Raw genomic sequence first — 23,756 nt, 5'->3', positions numbered from 1 at the left:
TAAGAGCAGAAAGGCAAACGTAGAAATACGGATGCTTTCTGCTCTTTTTTGTTCCATAAAAGATACCGATATCGGTCATGGAAAGTCTTGTGGAGCAAAAAAGAGCTGTGTTTTAGAAGTTTTACGGGCTGGCAGAGGGAGAAAAAATGGCAGTTTGGAAATGGATTGTGGAGACGGCGGCAACCTGGACAGCGGTCGGCATCTGGATTCGCCTGCTGTTTTCACTGGCAGTGGGAATGTTCATTGGAATTGACCGTGGTCTGAAACGGCGCGGTGCGGGCATCAAGACGCATGTGCTGGTCTGCCTGGGTTCAGCGCTTGTCATGTTGACGAGTGAATATATGTTCCGGACATTTCCATCTGCGAAAGCGGACATGGCGCGGATGGGCGCGCAGGTTATCAGCGGCGTCGGATTTTTAGGAGTTGGCACGATCATGGTAACCGGGCGTAATCAGGTGCGTGGACTGACCACAGCGGCGTGTCTCTGGGTCTGCGCCTGTGAAGGACTGGCAGCCGGTATCGGATTTGTGGACGGCGCGTTTTACGGTCTGATTCTGATTGCGGTTACCTTGAAGCTTCTGACACGCGTGGATTCAATGATTCATGAGCATGCGAAGGTGTTCGATTTTTATCTGGAATTTACCAGCAGCCGGTGTGTTGGGGCGTTCATGGATACCATGCGTTCCAAGGATGTGAAAATCGTGTCTTTTGATATTGCCAAGAATAAGTTAAAGGGCGAGGGTCCCTCCGCGACGATGTCGGTGGAGGTGCAGGACAAGTCGCTCCGGAAAACGCTTCTGGGCGACATTCAGGCGATGGAGGAGATCCGGTTTGCAGAGGAGCTGTAGCAGCTAAAGGGTTCAGATGGACTTACGCACGAAATGCAGCAGAAATAGGATGAATTATCTAAACAAACAGGATAGTTGAAACGAGAACAAGAAAACATTTAGTATAAATAATGGAGGATCACAGTATGAACGGAAATACATACGACGTAGTGATTATCGGAGGCGGCGTCATCGGCAGCAGTATCGCCAGAGCGCTTTCGAAATATGAGTGCCGCACCGTGCTTCTGGAAAAAGAAGAGGATGTCTGCTCCGGCACATCGAAGGCAAACAGTGCTATCGTCCATGCGGGCTATGACGCAAAGACAGGTTCTTTAAAAGCAAAGCTCAATGTAAAAGGCAACGCCATGATGGGAGATTTATCCAAAGAACTCGATTTTGATTTCAAGCGGAATTCCTCCCTGGTACTCTGCTTCGCAGAAGAGGACCGCCCGGCGCTGCAGGCACTCTATGAGAGAGGCGTGGCAAACGGTGTGCCGGATATTTCCATTCTGACCGGCGATGAGGTCCGCAAGATGGAGCCGAACGTCAGCGGGGAGGTTGTGGCAGCGCTCTATGCACCGACCGGCGGCATCGTATGTCCATTTGGTCTGACGATCGCGCTGGCAGAGAATGCCTGTGATAACGGCGTTGAATTTGTATTCAACACAAAAGCAGAAAAAGTTGAAAAAACGACAGAAGGATACCGTGTGATAACCAACAACGGTGTCTTCGAGACAAAATATGTCGTGAACGCAGCCGGCGTGTATTCTGACGAGATCCACAACATGGTTTCGGAAAAGAAGCTTCACATTGTGCCGCGCCGCGGCGAGTACTGCCTGCTCGATAAAGAGGCTGGCAACCACGTATCAGCGACCGTATTCCAGCTTCCGGGCAAGTATGGCAAGGGAATCCTCGTCAGCCCGACGATTCACGGAAATCTCTTAGTCGGACCGACCGCGGTGGATCAGGAAGATAAGGACGGAACCTACACGACCGCCGAGGGACTGGCAGAGGCATGTGAGAAGGCAACCAAGAGTGTCAACAACATTCCGTTCCGTCAGGTCATCACTTCCTTCTCCGGCCTGCGTGCCCATGAGGACGGCGATGATTTCATCATCGGTGAGGCGGAGGACGCACCGGGCTTCTTTGATGCAGCCGGAATCGAGTCTCCGGGACTTTCCTGCGCACCGGCGATCGGTGAATATCTGGCTGGGATGATCGAGGAAAAAGCTGGATTTGGCAAGAATCCGAATTTCAATCCGATCCGCAAGGGCATCGTGAAAGCAGCACGTTTAAATACGGAAGAACGCGCAGAACTGATCCGCAAGAACCCGGCATACGGCGCAATCGTCTGCCGCTGCGAGACAATCAGCGAGGGGGAGATCGTGGATGCGATCACCCGTACACTCGGCGCACGCTCGATGGATGGAATCAAACGGCGCGTCCGTCAGGGTATGGGACGGTGTCAGGCAGGCTTCTGCACTCCGAGAGCGATGGAAATTCTCTCCCGTGAGACGGGAATCCCGATCACAGAGATCTGCAAAAACCGCAAAGGTTCCGAAATGATAAAAGGTGAGGAGGCATAACCATGATTCAGCATGACATTGTAATTATCGGCGGCGGTCCGGCTGGACTGGCAGCGGCAGCAGCGGCAAAGAAAAGCGGCGCAGAGGATATTCTGATTCTGGAGCGCGACAGCGTGCTGGGCGGTATCTTAAATCAGTGTATCCACAATGGTTTTGGTCTTCATACCTTTAAAGAAGAGCTGACCGGACCGGAGTATGCGGCACGTTATGAGGAAGAAGTGAAAAAGCTGGAAATTCCGTACCGCTTAAACAGCATGGTACTGGATATCAATAAAGACAAAGAGATCACAGTCGTAAGCCGCAGCGAGGGACTGGAGCTCATCAAGGCAAAAGCGATTATCCTGGCGATGGGATGCCGCGAACGTCCGAGAGGCGCCCTGAACATTCCAGGGTATCGTCCGGCAGGTATCTACACTGCTGGTACGGCACAGCGTCTCATGAACATCGAGGGTCATATGGTCGGTAAAGAAGTTGTCATCCTCGGTTCCGGCGATATCGGACTGATCATGGCGAGACGTATGACACTGGAGGGCGCAAAGGTTAAGGTCGTAGCGGAGCTGATGCCGTATTCGGGCGGTCTGAAGAGAAATATCGTACAGTGCTTAAACGACTTTGATATTCCGTTGAAGTTAAGCCATACGGTTGTGAATATCGAGGGAAAAGAGCGCGTGAAAGGCATCACGCTGGCACAGGTCGGACCGGACCGCAAACCGATTCCGGGTACCGAAGAGCACTATGACTGTGATACGCTTCTGTTATCCTGTGGCCTGATTCCGGAGAATGAGCTGACGAGAAATATGGGCGTGGCGATGAACCCGGTTACCTCCGGCCCAATGGTCAATGACCGTCTGGAAACAGGAATCGAGGGTGTATTTGCCTGCGGCAACGTGCTTCATGTACATGATCTGGTTGACTATGTATCCGAGGAGGCAGCGCTGGCAGGACAGAACGCAGCGAAATATGTGAAATCCGGCGAGACGAAGAAAGGTCACAGCGTGACACTCAAGGCAGAAAATGGCGTCCGCTACACAGTACCGCAGTCGATCGATACCGAGGCGATGGCAGACAAGCTGACCGTTCGTTTCCGTGTGGCAGATGTTTATAAAAACCGCAGCATTTCCGTTTATTTTGACGGAGAGCGTGTGAGCAGCCGCAAAAAACGCGTGCTGGCACCGGGTGAGATGGAGCAGGTGATCCTGACGAAGGAAAGTCTGGAGAAATATCCGGATCTGAAAGAAATAACCATTTGCACGGAGGTGGATGAGTGATGGAAGTAAGAGAACTGACCTGTATCGGATGTCCGCTGGGCTGTCAGCTCACTGTGACGATGGGAAATGGCGAGATCAAGGTAGAAGGAAATACATGCCCGCGCGGCGAGGCGTATGCAAAGAAAGAGGTAACCAATCCGACGAGAATCGTTACCTCAACGGTACGCGTCGAGGGCGGCACGATCGAGAGAGCAGCGGTCAAGACGGCTTCGGATATCCCGAAGGGCAAAATCTTTGATTGCATGAAGGAGATCCGCGCCGTGAAGGTGGCAGCTCCAGTGCATATCGGGGATGTGATTATCGCAGACTGCGCTGGAACCGGGGTTGCGGTTGTGGCGAGCAAGAATGTAGGGCGGGCGTAAAAAAACGTAAAAGTGACGCCGCCAGCCTGTCGCAGAATATAAAGATGAGAGATGGGAGGTTGTACAGACTCATAGAAGAGATTTGTACGGCTTCCCATTTTTGAAATTAAGATTTATGAAAAACCTGCTTGCATATTTGTGCAGGATTGGATAAAGTTGTTTTGGAAAAAATTTTAAATATTTACAAAGACAAAAATTACAAGGAGAGAGGCATGGAAAAACGTGAAATTTTAAAGGAGACAGAACTGTTTGTCCTCGATATGGACGGGACGTTTTATCTGGATACGGATGTGCTCGACGGGGCGTTGGATTTCCTGGAGGAAGTGAAGAAAGCAGGGAAGAGATATGTATTTTTTACGAATAATTCGTCGAAATCTCCGAAAACATATATTGACAAACTGGCAAAAATGGGGTGTTATATTAAAAGGAATCAGATCATTACATCCGGGGATGTGATGATTCAGTATCTGAAAGAGTATTATCCTGAAAAGAAAGTCTATCTGGTGGGAACGCCGGATCTGGAGGAGAATTTCCGTGAAAATGGCATTCTTCTGACAAGGGAGATGCCGGATGTGGTCGTGATTGGCTTTGATATGACATTGACCTATGAGAAGCTGGAGCGCGCCTGCACGTATATCCGCAACGGCGCTGTGTTCCTGGCAACGCATCTGGATATCAACTGCCCGACGAAGGATGGTTTTATCCCGGACTGCGGCGCAATGTGCGCGGCAATCTCCTTATCGACCGGAAAGGAGCCGAAGTATGTTGGAAAACCATTCAAGGAGACCGTGGATATGGTTTTGGAGATGACCGGGGCAAAGCGCGAGGCAATGTCGTTTGTCGGCGACCGGATCTACACGGATGTGAAAACCGGCGTGGTAAATGGGGCACACGGAATCCTGGTGCTGACCGGAGAGACGAAGCTGGAGGATGTACCGAAGGCGGATGTCGTGCCGGATGCGATTTTCACAGGGCTGAAAGAGATGGGAGAAATACTCAAGACTATGAGAGAAGAGGAAGCATAGAATGACAATGCTTGAATTACTGGAGGAATCTCCGATAATCGCAGCGATTAAGAGCTGGGAAGGGCTGGAAAAAAGTCTTAAATCTGAATGTAAGGTAGTATTTGTGCTGTTTGGCACGATCTGTGATATTGATCAGATTGTAGCGCGCATCAAGGACGCCGGGAAGGTGGCGATCGTCCACGTGGATATGATCCAGGGACTGAGCACCAAGAGGGTGGCGGTCGATTTTATCGCCCACAATACGCGGGCGGACGGTATTATCAGCACAAAAAATACACTGGTGGAACACGCGAAGGAGATGGGACTTTATGCGATCCAGAGAACCTTTGTTGTGGATTCGATCGCACTCGATACGTTGAAAAAACAGATCGAAATGTTCCGACCGGATGCAGTCGAGATCATGCCGGGAGTGATGCCGAAAATTCTTAAGATCATGCGCGAGTACACCGATATTCCGCTGATCGCCGGGGGACTGCTGTCTGACAAAAAAGATGTGATGGCGGCCTTTGAGGCGGGTACGGATGCCATTTCAGCGACGAATGAGGCGGTGTGGTACGTGTGATTTTAAAACTTAAACGATTTAGACGCTGTGAGTGACAGATATATTTGAAATAATGAAATTGATAAAAAAATATCAATCATTTCGCGATTTCGCTTGATTTTTTACCATGAATGCATTAGAATGATGAAGTAATCTCTTTTGGTAAAAATAGATAAAGAGAAGAAAAGGCGAGTTTTCGCATTGTACAAAATATAAGAACCGTGAAAAGGTAAAGCGGTTGCAAACTATACACATGTACAGTGGGGGACACTGAAATCCCCGGTTCGGTGAGAAATGTCAGACAAAATTCAAGTCGAACGTCCGTGAGACTTGGCGCATGATTCTGGTCAGCGAGGCTGACAATTTCACACAGACGGGAGCCGCCGGATAACAGGAAAGGGGTATTAAGATGGCTAAGATCGATTTAAGCAAGTACGGAATCACAGGAACAACGGAGATTGTTTACAACCCTTCTTATGAGATGCTGTTTGAAGAAGAAACCAAACCGGAGCTGGAGGGCTATGAAAAAGGCCAGGTCAGCGAGCTTGGTGCAGTAAACGTTATGACAGGTATTTATACCGGACGTTCCCCGAAAGACAAATTCATCGTTATGGATGAGAACTCTAAGGACACAGTATGGTGGACTTCAGACGAGTACAAGAACGACAACCATGTAGCATCCAAAGAGACCTGGAACGCAGTAAAGGATATCGCTTTAAATGAGCTCTCCAACAAGAGACTGTTTGTAGTAGATGCTTTCTGTGGCGCAAATAAAGACACCCGTATGGCGATCCGTTTTATTGTGGAGGTTGCTTGGCAGGCTCATTTCGTAAAGAATATGTTCATCGTTCCGACCGACGAAGAACTGGCTGATTTCGAACCGGACTTCGTAGTATACAACGCTTCCAAGGCTAAAGTTGAGAACTACAAAGAGCTTGGATTAAACTCTGAGACAGCTGTTGTCTTCAATATCACAAGCCGCGAGCAGGTTATCATCAACACCTGGTACGGTGGAGAGATGAAGAAAGGTATGTTCTCCATGATGAACTACTACCTTCCGTTAAAGGGCATCGCTGCTATGCACTGCTCCGCTAACACCGACTTAAATGGCGAGAACACCGCTATCTTCTTCGGACTTTCCGGAACCGGCAAGACTACCCTTTCTACCGACCCGAAACGTCTTCTCATCGGTGATGACGAGCACGGCTGGGATGACAACGGTGTATTCAACTTCGAGGGCGGCTGCTACGCGAAGGTTATCAACCTGGATAAAGAGTCTGAGCCAGATATCTACAACGCTATCAGACGTGATGCACTGCTTGAGAACGTTACCCTGGATGAGAACGGCAAGATCGATTTCGCTGATAAGAGCGTAACCGAGAACACCCGTGTATCCTACCCGATCGATCATATTCAGAATATTGTACGTCCGGTATCCTCTGCACCGGCAGCTAAGAACGTTATCTTCCTGTCTGCAGACGCATTCGGAGTACTTCCGCCGGTATCTATCCTGACACCGGAGCAGACACAGTACTACTTCTTATCCGGATTTACAGCAAAACTGGCTGGTACCGAGCGCGGCATTACCGAGCCGACCCCGACCTTCTCCGCTTGCTTCGGACAGGCTTTCCTGGAGCTGCATCCGACCAAATACGCAGAAGAGCTGGTTAAGAGAATGGAGAAGAGTGGAGCAAAAGCTTACCTCGTAAATACAGGCTGGAACGGAACCGGCAAACGTATCTCCATCAAAGATACCCGTGGTATTATCGACGCTATCTTAAATGGTGACATCCAGAAGGCTCCGACCAAGAAGATCCCGTACTTCAACTTCGAAGTACCGACCGAGCTTCCGGGCGTAGATCCGGCTATCCTGGATACCCGCGATACCTATGCAAATGAGGCTGAGTGGGAAGAGAAAGCAAAAGATCTGGCAAGCCGTTTCATCAAGAACTTCGCTAAATACGAAGGAAACGAAGCTGGCAAGGCTCTGGTAAAGGCTGGTCCGCAGTTATAATGCCAGAAATAAATGGTAAATAAATCCAAGAGGTAAACCTGGTGAGATAGAAAACCTCCAGTTTGTTTGGATGAGAAATGTGATTCTCATTCGAATGGACTGGAGGTTTTTTGTTTCATAGGAAATTACATCCTATGAAACAAAAACGCTCCGCGAGGATGCACACTCGCGCGAAGCAGAAACATGTCGCAAGCGACCGCGCGAGACGCCCGGATGTGCCAAGGCGCATTCTTTTTACTGCTGCAAAACACATGTTTGGATTTGAGTATTTCGTGAAGCTGATGGTTATGCTATAATAGAAGCACTTAGTGAGTTTTTAACTGGATTTTCATATGTACGCTCGGAATCTTTCTGTGCTTGATTTTGTGAGATGATTTTTTACCAGTGGTGCTCAAATTTTAAATTCATAGAGAAGGGAGGAGCCTGCCATGCAGAAAACAGTTTCCAGGCGCGCGTACATTGCCATTGATTTAAAATCGTTCTACGCATCGGTCGAGTGCATCGAGCGAGGTCTGGATCCGTTGACGACGAATCTGGTCGTGGCGAATCCATCGCGGACGGAGAAAACGATCTGTCTGGCGGTATCGCCGCCGCTGAAATCCTATGGTGTGCCGGGGCGTCCCAGGTTATTTGAGGTGATTCAGCGGATTAGGGAAGTCAATGAGGAACGCCGCAGACGGGCGCCGGGACGCCAGTTCCGGGATAAATCGTGGAGAAATGAAGAATTAAAGGCGGATCCATCGCTGGCGGTCAGCTATCTGGTTGCGCCGCCGAGAATGGCGCACTATATGAAATGGAGCACGCAGATCTACCAGATTTATCTCCGGTATGTGGCACCGGAGGACATTCATGTGTATTCGATCGACGAGGTATTCATGGATGTTACGGAATATCTGGGAATTTACAAGGTTTCGCCGCGCGAGCTGGCAAAGCGCATCATCCGCACGGTGTTAGAGGAAACGGGCATCACGGCGACGGCGGGGATCGGGACGAATCTGTATCTGTGCAAGGTGGCGATGGATATTGTGGCGAAGCACGTGGAAGCGAACAAGGACGGCGTGCGGATTGCCGAGCTGGATGAGCAAAGCTATCGGGAACTTTTGTGGACGCATGAGCCGCTGACCGATTTCTGGCGGGTTGGACCAGGATACCAGAAGAAACTCTGGCAGGCGGGACTTCGGACGATGGGCGATATTGCGCGTTGTTCACTGGGAAAACCGGGCGAGTTTTACAGCGAGGAACTGCTGTACCAGATGTTCGGCGTCAATGCTGAGCTTCTGATTGACCATGCGTGGGGCTACGAGCCGTGCACGATCGCACAGATACGGGCATACAAGCCGCAGAGCAGCAGCCTGGGCTGCGGGCAGGTGCTTCCCTGTCCGTACACGGCGGATAAGGCGCGGATCGTGGTACAGGAGATGATTGACGGGATATCGCTGGAGCTGGTGGAAAAACGGCTGGTGACCGATCAGCTCGTTCTAACGGTCGGATATGACATCGAAAACCTGACCCGCCCGGAGATACGGAAAGTATACAAGGGACCGGTGACAACCGATCGCTACGGGCGGCGTGTGCCGAAGCACGCACATGGAACGTGGAATCTGCCGCGTGCGACTTCGTCCTCGAGCGAGCTTCTGGAGGCGATGGCGGCTCTGTATGATAAGATTGTCAACCCGGCGCTTCTCATCCGCCGGATGTCGCTCTCGGCATGTCATGTGGTAAATGAGAAAATGGCGAAAGAGCGTGAACAGAAGGAAACATTTGAACAGCTTGATTTGTTTACCGATTACGCAAAAAAGGAAGCAAAAGAGAAGGAAGAACAGAAAAAACGCGAGCGGGAGCGCCGGATGCAGGAAGCGCTTCTGACGATCAAGAAAAAATACGGAAAAAACGCGGTGTTGCGCGGGATGAACTTTGAGGAAGGCGCGACCGCCAAGGAGCGCAACGGGCAGATCGGGGGACATCAGGCGTAGATGGAAGATCAATATAGAGTGAATGAATTTGAAAACTTAAAAGGTGGACGAAGCCAAACCCAAAAAGGGCAGGAAAGTGACGCCCAGCGCCGCTATGGCGATATCCTCGGTCATTCTTACCCATTTCCCTTGCGCCATGCACGGATGCCGGTGGAGGACCGGGCGGCGCAGTTTGCCTCGTTTGCAGCACTGAATGGCTATGAGGAGGCGGTAGAGGAGGAAGCGCGTCTGACCGAGCGGGAGATCGATCTGGATGACAGCGTGCGTGAGATGATCAATCAGACGCTTGTGGAAGCGGAGGAGCAGCTGATGCGTGGCGAGACGGTTCGGCTTTCTGTGACCTGGTTCCAACCGGACGTGCACAAGGATGGCGGCGCTTACCGAACGGCAGCAGGACGATTGAAGAAAATCGACTATTACCGGCAGGTTTTGTGGTTGGCGGAAATAAGGAGTGGAAATCAGCCTGGACTTGAAAATATAGGCGGGGAGATCGCGGTAAATTTTCCACAGATCTGCCGTGTGGAGCTGATAGAAGAGGAAGTGGAGTGAAATGTTACATGGCAGCACAGTTGCTGAAGCTTTGTATAGACGTCCTGACCGGCAAAGGAAAATATCGTTACTGTTTACGGGTAGGCACTTTTGGAACCGAAAGTGCCGTAAGAAAACGTGGCGGCAGCAGGAATTTGCCGTATTTAAATGCGAAGCCACGGCAAATTCCGTTACTGGGCACGTATGCGTGAACAGTAATAAAATATCAGAAATCCGTAAGAAAAAAGCACTTTTACTTTTGAATGAAATAGGGTAGACTGTTAGAACAGAGAAAACCAGATAGAAGAGCTGAATACAGAGTATAAAGAAAAATATTTCACTGGTTTTAGAAACTAAAAAGTGCCTGGGAAGTTTTGAAAAATTTCAGAGAAGTCCCTGGGAACAGGCAGGGAGCAGGCATAAGAACAGTCGGAAGGAGATTCAAATTATGAAAAAATCGTTATATATTGCAGGAATTTGTGCAGCACTGTCGGTAGGTGCGCTTGGGTGCGCTTCCAGTGCAAAAGCGGGCGATGAGGAGACAAAGCCGGTTGTCGAAGATACGGAGGCAGCTGGGGAGGCCACTGCAGCGGAAACTATTTGTGTTTATGGTCCGGTTTCGGAGGTTACCAGCGATTCCGTCACGATCGACAATCAGTCGGGAATCAGCAGTGCCGGCGAGATGGTGATCACATTTTCACCGGAAACGCCGATTTTTGACGCAGAGACAGGCAATCCGGTCGATATGACCGAGGCGGAGACGGGAACCGTTGTATATGCCTACATCGGGGATGCGATGGCGATGAGCGAGCCGCCAATCACGAACGGACAGCTCTTCTTCGTCCATGTAACCGATGTGAGCGCCGTGCCGGTTTACACGGAGATCGAGTCGGTGAAAAAGAGTGCCGAGAATGATGATACCGTCTGTGTGAAAGCAAAGGATGGCGTGACCTATACTGTCAGCGCTGAGACACGTATTCTGCCGTATTTAACCCGGAATATCGTGACCGCAGACGATCTGGAAGCGGGAAAAAAATGCGCGATCTGGGCGGACGCGGAAGGAAAGGTATCAAGACTGGTGCTGTTTCAGCAATAAGGGCGGATGTGCATAAAGCGATAAAATTATAAATATGTCATGTAGATCGGACGGTTTGAACAGTGAAAAACACAGCGAAAAACCGTCCGATTTTTGGTTTGACTTTTTGTTGCACAGTAAAATACATTTGTGAAACAAAAAAATTGCATAAATGCATATTGGCTGCTCTGGTTGAAGCGCCGGCAAAGCAGACGTTCAGTCTGTATGTAGATGAATTGCTATGTGACAAGACAGATGTAATGAAAAGTGTCAAAATTTCATTGACACAGCTTTTCTCTTAGAGGTATAATCACAGAAGTTTACCGTGTGGAAGCTATATGGACAGAGAAATATGGCGTGGCAAAGATGTCGGATACATTGTAAAGAAGAAAATGAACCGCAGCTGTCGGAAAAATGGTATGGTTTCTGTCAATCGATGGGGATTCGGAAGCGTGAACAGAGCGGTGAAAAAAGGAGAGGAAAAAGAGATGGATCAGGAGATAAAGCAGCGGATCGAGACATTAAAAAAAGAGAAGGATGCCGTGATTCTGGCACATTATTACGTAGATGGAGAAGTGCAGGAGATTGCCGATTATGTGGGCGATTCGTATTATCTGGCGGAGCTGGCGACGACGGTGCCGCAGAAGACGATCATTTTCTGTGGCGTGTCATTTATGGGCGAGAGTGCGAAGATTTTAAGCCCGGAGAAGACGGTTATCATGGCAGACCGGAGCGCGGACTGTCCGATGGCTCACATGGTTGAGGTGGAGAAGATCCGCGAAGTACGCAAAGAGTATCCGGATGTAGCCGTTGTCTGTTATGTGAACTCGATGGCGGAGATCAAGGCAGAATCGGATGTCTGTGTTACGTCATCGAATGCACTCAAAATCGTGAAAAAACTGCCGAACAAGGATATTTTCTTTATTCCGGATGAGAATCTGGGACGTTTTATCGCAAAAAAAGTGCCGGAGAAACATTTTATTTTCAATGACGGTTTCTGCCATGTACATAAGAGTATTCATGCGGAAGATGTAAAGAAAGCAAAAGAGCTGCATCCGGAGGCAGTTGTGCTGGCGCATCCGGAGTGTACCGGCGATGTGCTGGAGCTGGCAGATTTTGTCGGAAGTACCTCCCAGATTATTGATTATGCGACGAATTCGGATGAGAAAGTCTTCCTGATCTGTACCGAGATGGGCGTGTTCTATGAACTGCTGCAGAAGAACCCGGAGAAGAAGTTTTTCTCCGTAGGTCACCGTCAGTTTTGCCCGAATATGAAGAAGATTCATCTGGACAGCGTACTGCGGGCGCTGGAAAATCCGGAGGAGGAAGTGGAGATGGATGAGGCGATGCGGCAGAGGGCGGTTGGTCCGCTGGCGCGGATGCTGGAATTGGCAAAATAAAGGAATAAATAAAGACACAATATAAACAAATAGACCCAAAAGGATCATTCAAAGGATTCCCACAGAAAATGCTGCAAATCAGCGTTTCCGGCTGTGATTGCCTGTCATGAAAACATACAATCACAGCTAGAGACCAGACAGCGGCATTTCCTGTGGGATTTAAATTTTAAATGGAGCGGCTCTGCTTATTCAGCCACAACCGCTTTCACAATCTCCGCAATATACATATCATGATAGTCCTTTTCCGGATAGAACTTGCTGTCAGCGTCCTTATCGATAAAATCTGCCGGATTCATGGATGTGCGGTACATTTTGCGGCAGATGAGGATGGTGTCAGCTTCTTCAAATGCCGGTACGCCGTCGATGAAGACCGGGGTCAGGCCGGCTTCCTTGATTTTGTCGTGGTCACGGCCAGATACGGAGCCGCAGAGTTTGAGGGCATCGCGGTGACCGTCTTTTAAAAAGCTGACGGAGAAGAGTTCTTCTTTGTCTATAAATTCTTTGGTGTAGCGCTGGGGACGGATATAGCAGGTAACAGCCGGTTTGCCCCAGAATACGCCTGCGCCGCCCCAGCTGGCAGTCATGGTGTTGAATTTATCCTCGGTGCCAGCGGTTAAAAGCATCCAGTCGGAACCGATGCGGGTAAACGGGTTAAAATTTAATTCTTCTGGCTTTATTTCTTTGAAGCTCATCAAAAAATCCTTCCTTTCCTGTCTGAATTGATCATTCTGTGAGTACCTTACCATTATCAGAGAAGAAAATCAAATATATTTTCGAAAATTCATTGACAGATGAGAAAAAAAGAGGTAGTCTTTAAATTGAGGTTAGAGATATCTAACTTGAGTTGTGGCATTCTAACCTGAGTTTGTTCATGCTAATTATGTTTTGTTTTTGATGAAACACGATATAATATGAGCACTTAGTGCGAGTCGTATCTAAGGACTTAATGAGGCTGAGCCAGAGGCAAAAGCGGAATTTAGTACTTGCAAAAAGAGTGGCAAGCAGAGTATGCCATATATTTTAAACGAACAGTTAGTCTGCGCTAATAAAAAGCCGGATTGTGGACGGAAACGGCAGATGTGCGGCAAAATAATTTAGAAGATATGGAAAGAGAGATGATACGATGCAGCAGAGAGAGCAGATTATCGGCGAACTGAAGAGACGGGGGAAACGGATGACCGATCAGAGAAAGATCATGTTGGATGTGATCCTGGAGGGAAGATGGAGCAGTTGTAAGGAGATCTACTACGAGGCATCCAAGCGCGACCCGGGGATCGGAAAGGCAACGGTGTACCGGATGATTGCAGTGCTGGAAGAAATCGGCGTTTTAAACCGTTGCCGCCAGTATTCTCTGCGGAATGAGGATGAACTGCCAAGTATAACTTCGGATGCTAGCTGATAAAAAATCTCAATAAGGAAAGTTAGGTTTGACTATCATGGGGATAAGCTGTTACCATCTACTTGTACCTCAGAAATGAGTCATTAAATGCAGCAATATTCGCATTTGAAATGGAATAAATAGTTTTCAAAAATCATATGTGAATATAATTAGATAATATCAGAGGAGGAGTAATCATGATGGACATTTTCAAATTAAAAAAATTAGGTTTATTTGCAAGCGGCGTTTTGTTCGGAACAGCAGGTGTTAAGATTCTTGGCAGCGAGGATGCAAAGAAATTTTACGTAAACTGCGTAGCAGCCGGACTTCGTGCACGTGATTGTGTGATGACCACCGCTACCAATATTCAGGAGAACGCTGAGGACATCCTGGCTGAGGCAAAGCAGATCAACGAGGCTCGCGGCTATGAGAGCTTTGGTGAGGATGAGGATTTCAACGAGACTGCTGAGACAACCGAGGCCGCACCGGAGGCTGAGAAGGCAGAGCAGTAATAGCAACTCCAAGAATACATGAATCTAAATAACAGGGGGGCTGCCGCAAGATAGCATGGGATGCTGTCTCGCGGCAGCTCTTCTATAACCGGAGGAAGATGAATCATGAAATTCATTATAAAGCATGAAATCAAAGGAAGAATCCGTATCAGCCTTGCCCGGAAATTCCATACCGTGCGCGAAGCGGACGTTTTGGAACAGTATCTGCTTGGTCTGGACGGCGTGACGGCGGCCAAGGTGTATGAGCGGACAGCAGATGCGGTTATCTATTATAAGGAGGATCGGGAGGCGGTACTCGTACAGGTAGCGGCGTTTGATGGCCAGATTACCGAAAAACAGGAGATGGCAGTTAAAAGCAGCGGACGCGCCCTGAATCAGGAGTACAAAGAAAAGCTGATTCAGAAGGTACTGACCCGCTTTGCGACGAAGACATTTCTCCCGGCGCCGGTCCGTGCGGTATACACGTCCGTGCAGGCGATCCGTTATATCGTGAAAGGTATCCACTGCCTCGTATTTAAGCGCAAGCTGCATGTGGAGGTGCTGGATGCGACGGCGATCAGTGTTTCCCTTCTGCGCCGCGATTTCAATACAGCTGGCTCCGTTATGTTCCTGCTCGGCGTCGGTGAGCTTCTGGAGGAGTGGACACATAAGAAATCCGTTGGTGATCTGGCGCGGAGCATGTCCTTGAACGTGGAAAAGGTCTGGAAGAAAGTGGACGGGACCGAAGTCTTTGTACCGCTTTCGGATGTTACCGCGGGCGACGAGCTGACCGTCCATATGGGTACAGTGATTCCGCTGGATGGTGTCGTAGTGAGCGGCGAGGCGATGATCAACCAGGCTTCGATGACCGGCGAATCCCAGCCGATCAGAAAAGAGCCGGGCAGCTATGTTTACGCAGGAACCGCGCTGGAAGAGGGCGAGATTACCTTCAAGGTAGAAAAATCCGCCGGCTCTACCCGTTATGAGCGTATCGTACAGATGATCGAGGATTCGGAGAAGCTTAAATCCTCTGTTGAAGGCAAGGCATCAAACCTGGCAGATGCACTCGTTCCGTGGAGTCTGGGCGGTACCGCGCTTACCTATCTGCTGACCCGCAATGCGACGAAAGCACTGTCGATCCTGATGGTTGATTTCTCCTGTGCACTGAAACTGGCAATGCCGCTTGCAGTCCTGTCTGCGATGCGTGAGGCAAGCCAGCATCACATTACGGTCAAGGGCGGCAAGTTTCTGGAGGCTGTTGCCGAGGCGGAGACGATCGTATTTGACAAGACCGGAACCCTGACCAAGGCAAAACCGGTTGTATCCGATGTGGTATCTTTCAACGGCATGGAGAAGGAAGAACTGCTTCGTATCGCAGCCTGCCTGGAAGAGCATTTTCCGCACTCGATGGCAAATGCGGTCGTACAGGAAGCGAAAAAACGTCATCTGGTACATGAGGAGATGCACTCGAGAGTGGATTACATCGTAGCGCACGGTATCGCTACCTATGTGGGCGAAGAACGCGTCGTGATTGGAAGCCACCATTTCGTATTTGAGGATGAGAAGTGCACACTGCCGGAGGATGGAAAAGAGAAGTTTGAGAACCTTCCGGAAAATTGTTCCCATCTTTACATGGCAATCGGCGGACAGCTTGCAGCCGTTATCTGCATCGAGGATCCGCTGCGTGAGGAAGCACCGTCTGTCATCCGCCAGTTAAAAGAGGCTGGATTTAAGCGCATTGTCATGATGACCGGCGATAGCGAGCGGACCGCAGCGGCGATCGCGAAGAGGGTCGGCGTGGATGATTATTTCTCCGAGGTACTTCCGGAGGATAAGGCGCGCTTTGTTGAGGAGGAGAAGGCGAAAGGCCACAAAGTTATCATGATCGGTGACGGCATCAACGATTCACCGGCCCTGTCAGCGGCAGACGCGGGCATCGCAGTCAGCGAGGGCGCAGAGATTGCCAGAGAGATCGCGGATATCACGATCAAGAAAGATTCCCTGGATGAAGTCGTGCTTCTGCGTCATCTGAGCATGGATCTGATGAAACGTGTCCATGGAAACTACCGTTTCGTCATCAGCTTCAACCTAGGTCTGATTCTCTTGGGGGTGGCTGGTATCATCACACCATCGATGTCGGCGCTGCTGCACAACAGCTCGACACTGGCGATCAGCTTAAAGAGCATGACGAACCTGCTGCCGGAGGAAGAGCGGGAAGAGGCGTAAGGAATCTGGATACGGGCTTGATTAGCTTGATTGTATCCTCAATTATAAAATAAGTACAGTGAAACAGATGTAGAATGGGAAGAAAAAAGCCTGTTTTACATCTGTTTTTCTGCTATCTATTAACATTTGTTTTTTTATATAAATAATGCTATAATCGAAAAGCATCAGGGAACGTAAACTAAATAGGAGGATAAACCTTTCATGAAAAATGACTTATTCACAATCGGCAGCATCACGATCCACGGCTACGGTCTGATGATCGGCATCGGCATTATCGCTGCGTATTACCTGGCAGAGTACCGGGCAAACAAGCGGGGGATGGATGTCGATATGATCCTCTCGATCGCGATCTGCGGTGTTGTATGTGGAATTTTAGGTGCAAAACTTCTGTACTATGTCACAATCTTTGACGAGATTCTGGCAAACCCGAAGAAATTGCTAGATATCAACGACGGATTTGTCGTGTACGGCGGCATCATCGGCGGTGTGCTGGGCGGCTATGTGCTGAGCCGGATCAAGCATATTTCTTTTTTCCAGTATGCGGATCTGGTCATGCCGTCGGTTGCGCTCGCGCAGGGCTTTGGACGGATCGGCTGTTTCCTGGCTGGCTGCTGCTACGGTATGCCGACCCACAGCCATTTTGCGATCGTGTTCCACGATTCGGACTTTGCCCCGAACAACATTCCCCTGGTTCCGACCCAGCTCATCTCAAGCGGTCTGGATTTCCTGCACTGCCTTCTGCTTCTCTATGCGGCGAAAAAGTGCAAAAAACAGGGGCAGGTGGTATCACTGTATCTGATCTGCTACAGTCTGGGACGCTTCGTGCTGGAATTTTTCCGCGGTGATTTGAACCGGGGAGCAGTCGGATCCCTCTCGACTTCACAGTTTATCTCGTTGTTTATCTTTGCGGCGGGCGTGGCGATGTTTGCGTTCTGCGGGAAGAGGACGGAAGTACCGTTAGAAAAGTAAAAATTTTTAAATGTCAACCCAAATAAAAATCATTCTTGACATTTTGCCAAAATTGCTGTATGATACCTCTGATATGGAAAATCTTAACATTTTAAGAGTCATCCATGCAAATATATCTGACCACCTGTGAAACAGGGAATGGCCATACGGACAGCCGGGTCAAATGCCGATTGGCAGTGCGAGCTGCCCTATTGATTGAGTTAAAAGCTCAATTTTATAAGTTGGTTACTTTACAACCAGTGCTCATGCACATCAACTTGTAAAACGGTCAATAAGAGTGGTAAAAGTAGATATTTGCTATATAGACTCTGAATGTGAGATTTCTGTGGATAAAAAGGTTTTGCAGTATATGCGGTAAATAGAGACAAGGGAAGATTTCGCAGATATACGGCAGATTTGTAAAAATAGAGCGAAGCAGGAAAAGAACGTTTTTGCGGATGATGTGGAGACACATCATCCGCTTTTTTGATCAACACCATTTATATTTCAGGAGAAGGAAGATATGGATCACAGCGAAAAATTAAAATTATACGGCTTTAATAACCTGACAAAGGCGCTTAGCTTTAATATCTATGATGTCTGTTATGCCAAGACACCGAGGGAGCAGAAGGATTATATTGCCTACATCGATCAGCAGTACAATTCGGAACGCCTGACCCGGATCCTAACATCGCTGACGGATATGATCGGGGCACGGGTATTGAGTATTTCCCAGCAGGACTACGATCCGCAGGGGGCTTCGGTCACACTTCTGATTGCGGAAGGCTCTATGGTGCCGGTGCAGGGGGAGACGCAGGTGGCGCATCTGGATAAGAGCCATGTGACCGTCCATACCTATCCGGAATACCATCCGGAGACCTGTCTGGCGACCTTCCGGGTGGATATCGATGTGGCGACCTGCGGGGAGATCACGCCGCTTTCGACTCTCGATTACCTGATCGGTTCGTTTGATTCGGACATCATCACGATGGACTACCGGGTGCGCGGGTTCACGCGAGATGTGGACGGAAAAAAGCTGTTTATGGATCGTGAGATCCGCTCGATTCAGGATTATATCTCCAAGGAAACGCTGCGGCGCTACGATGTGGTCGATATCAATGTGTACGAGGCGAATCTGTTCCATACCAAGATGATGCTGAAAGAGATCGATCTGCAGAATTATCTGTTTAAGACAGATGTCTATGAACTTCCGCCGACCACCAGACTCAGTATTATGGAGAGCCTGCGGCGGGAGATGATTGAAATTTTCAGCGGAAGAAATGTGTTTTAAAAGAAATGCTTTTTGAGAGGAAAGAGAAGAGTTTGACTGGAAAATACCGCGAAAACCAGGGAAATTCGATAGAAGAAACGAATGAGTGATTTTCAGGAGGGACGGCAGATGGAAGAAGAGAGAAGAAATCTGGAGCCGGGCGTCGGACGGAGTGCACGGCGCAGAAAGGAAGCTTCAGGACCGAAAGAAACGGGGGGAGGCAGTCGAAGAGATGACGCGCTGACCCAGGAGCGCGCGCCGATCTATGAGGCGCTGGAAGCATTTCAGAAGATGCGCGTGGTGCCGTTTGATGTGCCGGGGCACAAGAGGGGGCGCGGCAACCCGGAGCTGACGAAACTTTTAGGAGAGACCTGCATGCGGCTGGACGTCAATTCCATGAAGCCGCTCGATAACCTCTGCCATCCGGTGTCCGTCATCGCGGATGCGGAGCAGCTGGCGGCTGAGGCATTCGGGGCGGCACACGCATTCCTGATGGTCGGCGGTACGACATCGGCAGTTCAGAGCATGGTGCTGACGGCAGTCAAGCGGGGCGAGAAGATTATATTGCCGCGAAATGTCCACCGCAGCGTCATGGGCGCCATGGTGCTTGGAGGCGCGGTTCCGGTCTATGTGAATCCGGCGGGTGATAAGAGACTGGGGATTCCTCTTGGAATGCGTGTGGAAGATGTGCGCCGGGCGATCAAGGAAAATCCAGATGCTAAGGCGGTGTTTGTGAATAATCCGACGTATTACGGCATTTGTTCGGATCTGCGCTCGATCGTAAAGCTGGCACATGAGCATGGGATGTTGTGTTTAGCTGATGAGGCACATGGAACCCATTTTTATTTCGGGGAAAATATGCCGGTTTCCGCGATGGCAGCTGGGGCGGATATGGCGGCGGTTTCGATGCACAAATCGGGCGGAAGCCTGACGCAGAGCTCGATTCTTCTGACGGGTCCGGGTATGTCCGCCGGGTATGTCCGCCAGATTATCAATCTGACGCAGACGACGAGCGGTTCCTACCTGCTCCTTTCCAGCCTCGATATCTCCAGACGGAACCTGGCGCTTCGCGGGCGTGAGGCATTTAAGCAGGTGGTGGAGCTGGCGGAGTATGCGAGAACAGAAATCAACCGGATTGGCGGTTATTATGCCTATTCGAAGGAGCTGGTGAACGGCGACAGCATTTATGATTTCGATGTGACCAAACTTTCAATTCACACGCGCGATATCGGGCTGGCGGGGATCGAGGTTTATGATCTTCTCCGGGACGAGTACGATATCCAGGCGGAATTTGGTGATCTGGGAAATATTCTGGCATATCTGTCCATCGGTGACCGGCAGCGGGAGGTAGAGCGCCTGGTCAGCGCACTGGCGGAGATCAAGCGCCGGTTCAGCCGGGATAAATCGACGCTGATGGATTTTGACTATATTGACCCGATCGTGGCGATGTCGCCGCAGGAGGCATTTTATGGAGAAAAAGAATCCCTTCCGATCCGCGAGACAGCCGGGCGTGTGTGCAGTGAGTTTGTCATGTGCTACCCGCCTGGCATCCCGATTCTGACGCCGGGCGAGCAGATCACGGAAGAGATCATTGACTACATTGCGTATGCGCTGGAAAAAGGATGTTCAATGACCGGACCGGAGGATCCGGGGATTGAGCGCCTGAATGTGCTGAAATAAATAAGCAGTAGATAGAAAGGGGAAAATTATGAATTTCTGGTTTTCAGAGAATCATACGCCAAATGTAAAAATTTCCATCCGGGTGGATCGCCAGCTTTACAGCGGAAAGAGCGAGTTTCAGCGGATCGATGTCTTTGATTCGCCGGAATTTGGGCGGTTTTTGACTTTGGATGGATATATGATGCTGACGGAAAAGGATGAATTTATCTATCACGAAATGATCACGCATGTGCCGATGGCAGTGCATCCGTTGGTCAAAAAGGTACTGGTAATTGGAGCCGGGGATGGAGGCGTGATCCGGGAGCTGACCCGCTATCCAGAGATCGAGCACATCGACATGGTGGAGATCGACCCGCTGGTGGTGGAGGTCTGCCGGAAATATCTGCCGAAGACAGCGTGCCGTCTCGATGATCCGAGACTCTCGATCCACTATGAGGATGGGCTGAAATATGTCCGCTTTAAGGAAAATGAATACGATCTGATCATCGTGGATTCAACCGACCCGTTTGGACCGGGCGAAGGGCTTTTTACCCGGGAATTTTACGGGAACTGCTATAAGGCGTTAAAAGAGGACGGCATCATGGTCAATCAGCATGAAAGCCCGTTTTATGCCGAAGATGCGGAGGCGTGCAAGCGGGCTCATAAGCGGATCGTGGAGTCATTTCCGATCAGCCGCGTCTATCAGGCGCATATCCCGACCTACCCGTCCGGGCACTGGCTGTTTGGATTTGCGTCGAAGAAATACCATCCGTTAAAAGATTTGGATGAGACAAGATGGAACCTGCGGGGACTGGATTGCCGGTATTATACGACGACCCTGCATAAAGGGGCATTTTACCTGCCGGCATATGTGGAGGAGATGTTAGAAGATGTTGAAGGCAAATATTGAGACGTTTCTGGCGTGTGACGCCAGCTATGAGAAGGCGGGGATCGTGCTCTACGGCGCGCCGTTTGACTCGACCACTTCGTACCGCCCGGGCACCCGGTTCGGCTCACGGGCGATCCGCTCGGAATCCTATGGGCTGGAATCGTATTCGCCGTACCAGGACCGTGATCTGACCGATTACGCCGTGTTTGACGCGGGCGATCAGGAGCTCTGCTTTGGTGACGCATCGTTGGCGTTAAAGGATCTGCGGGAACGGGCGGCGGAGATTGCCGGGGATGGCAAGATCCCATTTATGCTGGGCGGCGAGCACCTGGTGACGCTGGCACCGGTGCAGGCGCTGGCAGAGAAATATCCGGATCTGCATATCATCCATTTTGATGCACACGCCGATCTGCGGGACGATTATCTGGGCGCGAAACTTTCCCACGCCTGTGTGCTGCGCCGCTGCTGGGAAGTCCTGGGAGATGGCAGGATCACGCAGTTTGGTATCCGCTCCGGCGACCGGGAGGAATGGCGCTGGGGAAAAGAACACGTGACGACGCATCCATTTATCGTGGATATGGAAGTCCTTCAGGAAACTCTTCGGAAACTGGAAGGAAAACCGGTGTATTTTACCCTGGATCTGGATGTGCTGGATCCGAGTGTATTTCCGGGAACAGGAACGCCGGAACCGGGCGGAATCAGTTTTGAGGAACTTCGACGGGCAGTCACGCAGATCTGCAGTGCAGCTTGGATTGTTGGATGTGATGTGAATGAATTATCCCCGGCGCTGGATGCGTCCGGTGCATCGACGGCGGTGGCGTGCAAGATTGTAAGGGAGATGCTGCTGGCGCTGTTGGGAAATCCAAAGATTAAGTAAGAAATGTTTTTGGCGGGTCCCAAGGTCAAAAATTCTCCTGCAAGCAAGCTTGCGTCGAACTTCTGACCTTTTGACCCTGGTATCATCAAATAAAAGTGTGTGTTTGAGACATGAACTGAAAAGTGTTTGAACAAAAGCAAATGTGAAATTTGGATTATAAAATGGAACAAAAACAGAGTACATTTCAGAATACAGGAGGAAAAAAAGATGGGAAAAGCGTTAATTATCGGATGTGGAGGCGTAGCTTCCGTAGCAATTCACAAGTGCTGCCAGAACAGCGAGGCATTTGAGGAGATCTGCATTGCAAGCCGGACGAAGTCCAAATGCGATGCGCTGAAAGAAAAATTAGAGGGAACCACCAAGACGAAGATCCAGACTGCACAGGTGGATGCAAACAACGTGGACGAGCTGATTGCCCTGATTGAGAAATTTAACCCGGATGTGGTGCTGAACCTGGCGCTTCCGTACCAGGATCTGACGATCATGGATGCCTGCCTGGCAACGAAGACCCATTATATCGATACTGCGAACTATGAGCCGGAGGATACGGCAAAATTTGAGTACAAATGGCAGTGGGCATATCGTGAGAAATTTAAAGAGGCGGGCATTACCGCACTGCTGGGAAGCGGCTTTGATCCGGGTGTAACCGGCGTATTTTCGGCGTATGCGCTGAAACATGAGTTTGACGAGATCAACTACATCGACATTCTGGATTGCAACGGCGGCGACCACGGCTATCCGTTTGCAACCAATTTTAACCCGGAGATCAATATCCGGGAGGTGTCGGCAAACGGTTCTTACTGGGAAGATGGACACTGGGTAGAGACGAAACCGATGGAGATCAAGAGAGAGTATGATTTTGACGGCGTCGGCATGAAGGATATGTACCTGCTTCACCATGAGGAGATCGAATCGTTGGCGCTCAATATGCCGGGAATCAAGCGGATCCGCTTCTTCATGACCTTCGGTCAGAGTTACCTGACCCATTTAAAGTGTCTGGAGAACGTCGGCATGACTTCGATCGAGCCGATTATGTACGAAGGAAAAGAGATCGTACCGCTGCAGTTCTTAAAGGCAGTGCTTCCGGATCCGGCATCCCTTGGTCCTCGTACTGTTGGAAAAACGAATATCGGATGCATTTTCCAGGGTAAGAAGGATGGAAAAGAGAAGAAGTATTACTTATATAATATCTGTGATCATCAGGAGTGCTACAAAGAGGTTGGTTCCCAGGCGATCTCCTACACAACCGGTGTACCGGCGATGATCGGTGCGATGCTGGTGATGAATGGAACCTGGCAGAAACCGGGCGTTTATAATATTGAAGAATTTGATCCGGATCCATTTATGGATGCGTTAAATAAATGGGGACTTCCGTGGAAGGAATCCTGGGATCCGGCACTGGTGGATTAAGATAAAAAT

General features: G+C 49.8%; 21 protein-coding genes. 20 read left to right on the top strand and 1 reads right to left on the bottom strand.

All coding sequences use genetic code 11. The features are described 5' to 3' along the window. Positions 1-146 precede the first annotated feature (146 nt). The 11 genes from DWZ76_RS04670 (at position 147) to nadA (ending at position 12,599) form a co-directional block, all read left to right on the top strand. A complete protein-coding gene (locus DWZ76_RS04670; protein ID WP_118472039.1) occupies positions 147-848 on the top strand; it encodes an MgtC/SapB family protein in 702 nt (233 codons plus the stop codon). Positions 849-973: 125 nt separating this feature from the next. After that, positions 974-2,413, top strand: coding sequence for an NAD(P)/FAD-dependent oxidoreductase (locus tag DWZ76_RS04665; RefSeq protein WP_118472038.1), 1,440 nt, complete (start codon positions 974-976; stop codon positions 2,411-2,413). A 2-nt stretch (positions 2,414-2,415) separates the two neighbouring features. After that, on the top strand, positions 2,416-3,681 hold the full coding sequence (locus tag DWZ76_RS04660; protein WP_022359839.1) for an FAD-dependent oxidoreductase: 1,266 nt from the start codon (positions 2,416-2,418) through the stop codon (positions 3,679-3,681). Beyond that, a complete protein-coding gene (locus tag DWZ76_RS04655; protein ID WP_118472037.1) occupies positions 3,681-4,043 on the top strand; it encodes a DUF1667 domain-containing protein in 363 nt (120 codons plus the stop codon). The genes DWZ76_RS04660 and DWZ76_RS04655 overlap by 1 nt, the downstream gene beginning before the upstream one ends. A 212-nt stretch (positions 4,044-4,255) precedes the next feature. Beyond that, positions 4,256-5,068, top strand: coding sequence for an HAD-IIA family hydrolase (locus tag DWZ76_RS04650; RefSeq protein ID WP_022359841.1), 813 nt, complete (start codon positions 4,256-4,258; stop codon positions 5,066-5,068). 1 nt (position 5,069) lies between these two features. Beyond that, entirely contained in the window at positions 5,070-5,630 is a 561-nt protein-coding gene (locus DWZ76_RS04645) for a glycerol-3-phosphate responsive antiterminator (protein WP_118472036.1), read from the top strand. Positions 5,631-6,018: 388 nt separating this feature from the next. After that, positions 6,019-7,623 carry a phosphoenolpyruvate carboxykinase (ATP) gene (pckA, locus tag DWZ76_RS04640; RefSeq protein WP_022359843.1) on the top strand — a complete coding sequence of 535 codons (1,605 nt, stop codon included), beginning with the start codon at positions 6,019-6,021 and terminating at the stop codon, positions 7,621-7,623. 428 nt (positions 7,624-8,051) lie between these two features. After that, on the top strand, positions 8,052-9,596 hold the full coding sequence (locus tag DWZ76_RS04635) for a DNA methylase (RefSeq protein WP_118472035.1): 1,545 nt from the start codon (positions 8,052-8,054) through the stop codon (positions 9,594-9,596). Next, complete coding sequence (locus DWZ76_RS04630) at positions 9,597-10,145, top strand: hypothetical protein (RefSeq protein ID WP_117796438.1); 549 nt, start codon at positions 9,597-9,599, stop codon at positions 10,143-10,145. A 427-nt stretch (positions 10,146-10,572) separates the two neighbouring features. After that, the gene (locus tag DWZ76_RS04620) at positions 10,573-11,220 is read left to right on the top strand and encodes a hypothetical protein (protein WP_118472033.1); all 648 of its coding nucleotides are present in this window, start codon (positions 10,573-10,575) and stop codon (positions 11,218-11,220) included. A gap of 467 nt (positions 11,221-11,687) precedes the next feature. After that, positions 11,688-12,599 carry a quinolinate synthase NadA gene (gene nadA / locus DWZ76_RS04615; protein ID WP_117796479.1) on the top strand — a complete coding sequence of 304 codons (912 nt, stop codon included), beginning with the start codon at positions 11,688-11,690 and terminating at the stop codon, positions 12,597-12,599. A 185-nt stretch (positions 12,600-12,784) separates the two neighbouring features. Here the strand turns inward: nadA and DWZ76_RS04610 are convergent, their stop codons facing one another. After that, entirely contained in the window at positions 12,785-13,291 is a 507-nt protein-coding gene (locus DWZ76_RS04610) for a flavin reductase (RefSeq protein WP_107000129.1), read from the bottom strand. Between the two features lie 431 nt (positions 13,292-13,722). Between DWZ76_RS04610 and DWZ76_RS04605 the strand changes: the two genes are divergently transcribed. From DWZ76_RS04605 to DWZ76_RS04565, 9 genes are all read left to right on the top strand, one after another. After that, positions 13,723-13,998, top strand: a complete 276-nt coding sequence (locus tag DWZ76_RS04605) for a transcriptional repressor (RefSeq protein WP_118472032.1) — start codon at positions 13,723-13,725, stop codon at positions 13,996-13,998. Between the two features lie 176 nt (positions 13,999-14,174). Further along, positions 14,175-14,489, top strand: a complete 315-nt coding sequence (locus DWZ76_RS04600) for a DUF6110 family protein (RefSeq protein ID WP_118472031.1) — start codon at positions 14,175-14,177, stop codon at positions 14,487-14,489. A gap of 105 nt (positions 14,490-14,594) precedes the next feature. Next, the gene (locus DWZ76_RS04595; protein ID WP_118472030.1) at positions 14,595-16,694 is read left to right on the top strand and encodes a heavy metal translocating P-type ATPase; all 2,100 of its coding nucleotides are present in this window, start codon (positions 14,595-14,597) and stop codon (positions 16,692-16,694) included. Between the two features lie 201 nt (positions 16,695-16,895). Beyond that, positions 16,896-17,663: a prolipoprotein diacylglyceryl transferase gene (locus tag DWZ76_RS04590; protein ID WP_118472029.1), complete on the top strand. Its 768-nt coding sequence runs from the start codon at positions 16,896-16,898 to the stop codon at positions 17,661-17,663. 502 nt (positions 17,664-18,165) lie between these two features. Continuing rightward, on the top strand, positions 18,166-18,933 hold the full coding sequence (speD, locus tag DWZ76_RS04585) for an adenosylmethionine decarboxylase (RefSeq protein WP_118468053.1): 768 nt from the start codon (positions 18,166-18,168) through the stop codon (positions 18,931-18,933). Positions 18,934-19,014: 81 nt separating this feature from the next. Continuing rightward, positions 19,015-20,592 carry an aminotransferase class I/II-fold pyridoxal phosphate-dependent enzyme gene (locus tag DWZ76_RS04580; RefSeq protein ID WP_270224102.1) on the top strand — a complete coding sequence of 526 codons (1,578 nt, stop codon included), beginning with the start codon at positions 19,015-19,017 and terminating at the stop codon, positions 20,590-20,592. A 28-nt stretch (positions 20,593-20,620) separates the two neighbouring features. Then, positions 20,621-21,481, top strand: a complete 861-nt coding sequence (speE, locus tag DWZ76_RS04575) for a polyamine aminopropyltransferase (RefSeq protein WP_022360541.1) — start codon at positions 20,621-20,623, stop codon at positions 21,479-21,481. Then, entirely contained in the window at positions 21,462-22,337 is an 876-nt protein-coding gene (speB, locus tag DWZ76_RS04570) for an agmatinase (RefSeq protein ID WP_118472028.1), read from the top strand. The genes speE and speB overlap by 20 nt, the downstream gene beginning before the upstream one ends. A 207-nt stretch (positions 22,338-22,544) precedes the next feature. Continuing rightward, on the top strand, positions 22,545-23,747 hold the full coding sequence (locus DWZ76_RS04565) for a saccharopine dehydrogenase family protein (RefSeq protein ID WP_022360539.1): 1,203 nt from the start codon (positions 22,545-22,547) through the stop codon (positions 23,745-23,747). Positions 23,748-23,756 lie beyond the last annotated feature (9 nt).

This window comes from Clostridium sp. AF35-15, from assembly GCF_003477745.1.
GTDB classification, from domain to species: domain Bacteria; phylum Bacillota; class Clostridia; order Lachnospirales; family Lachnospiraceae; genus Otoolea; species Otoolea fessa.
This window is presented reverse-complemented; position numbering and strand designations above follow the sequence as displayed.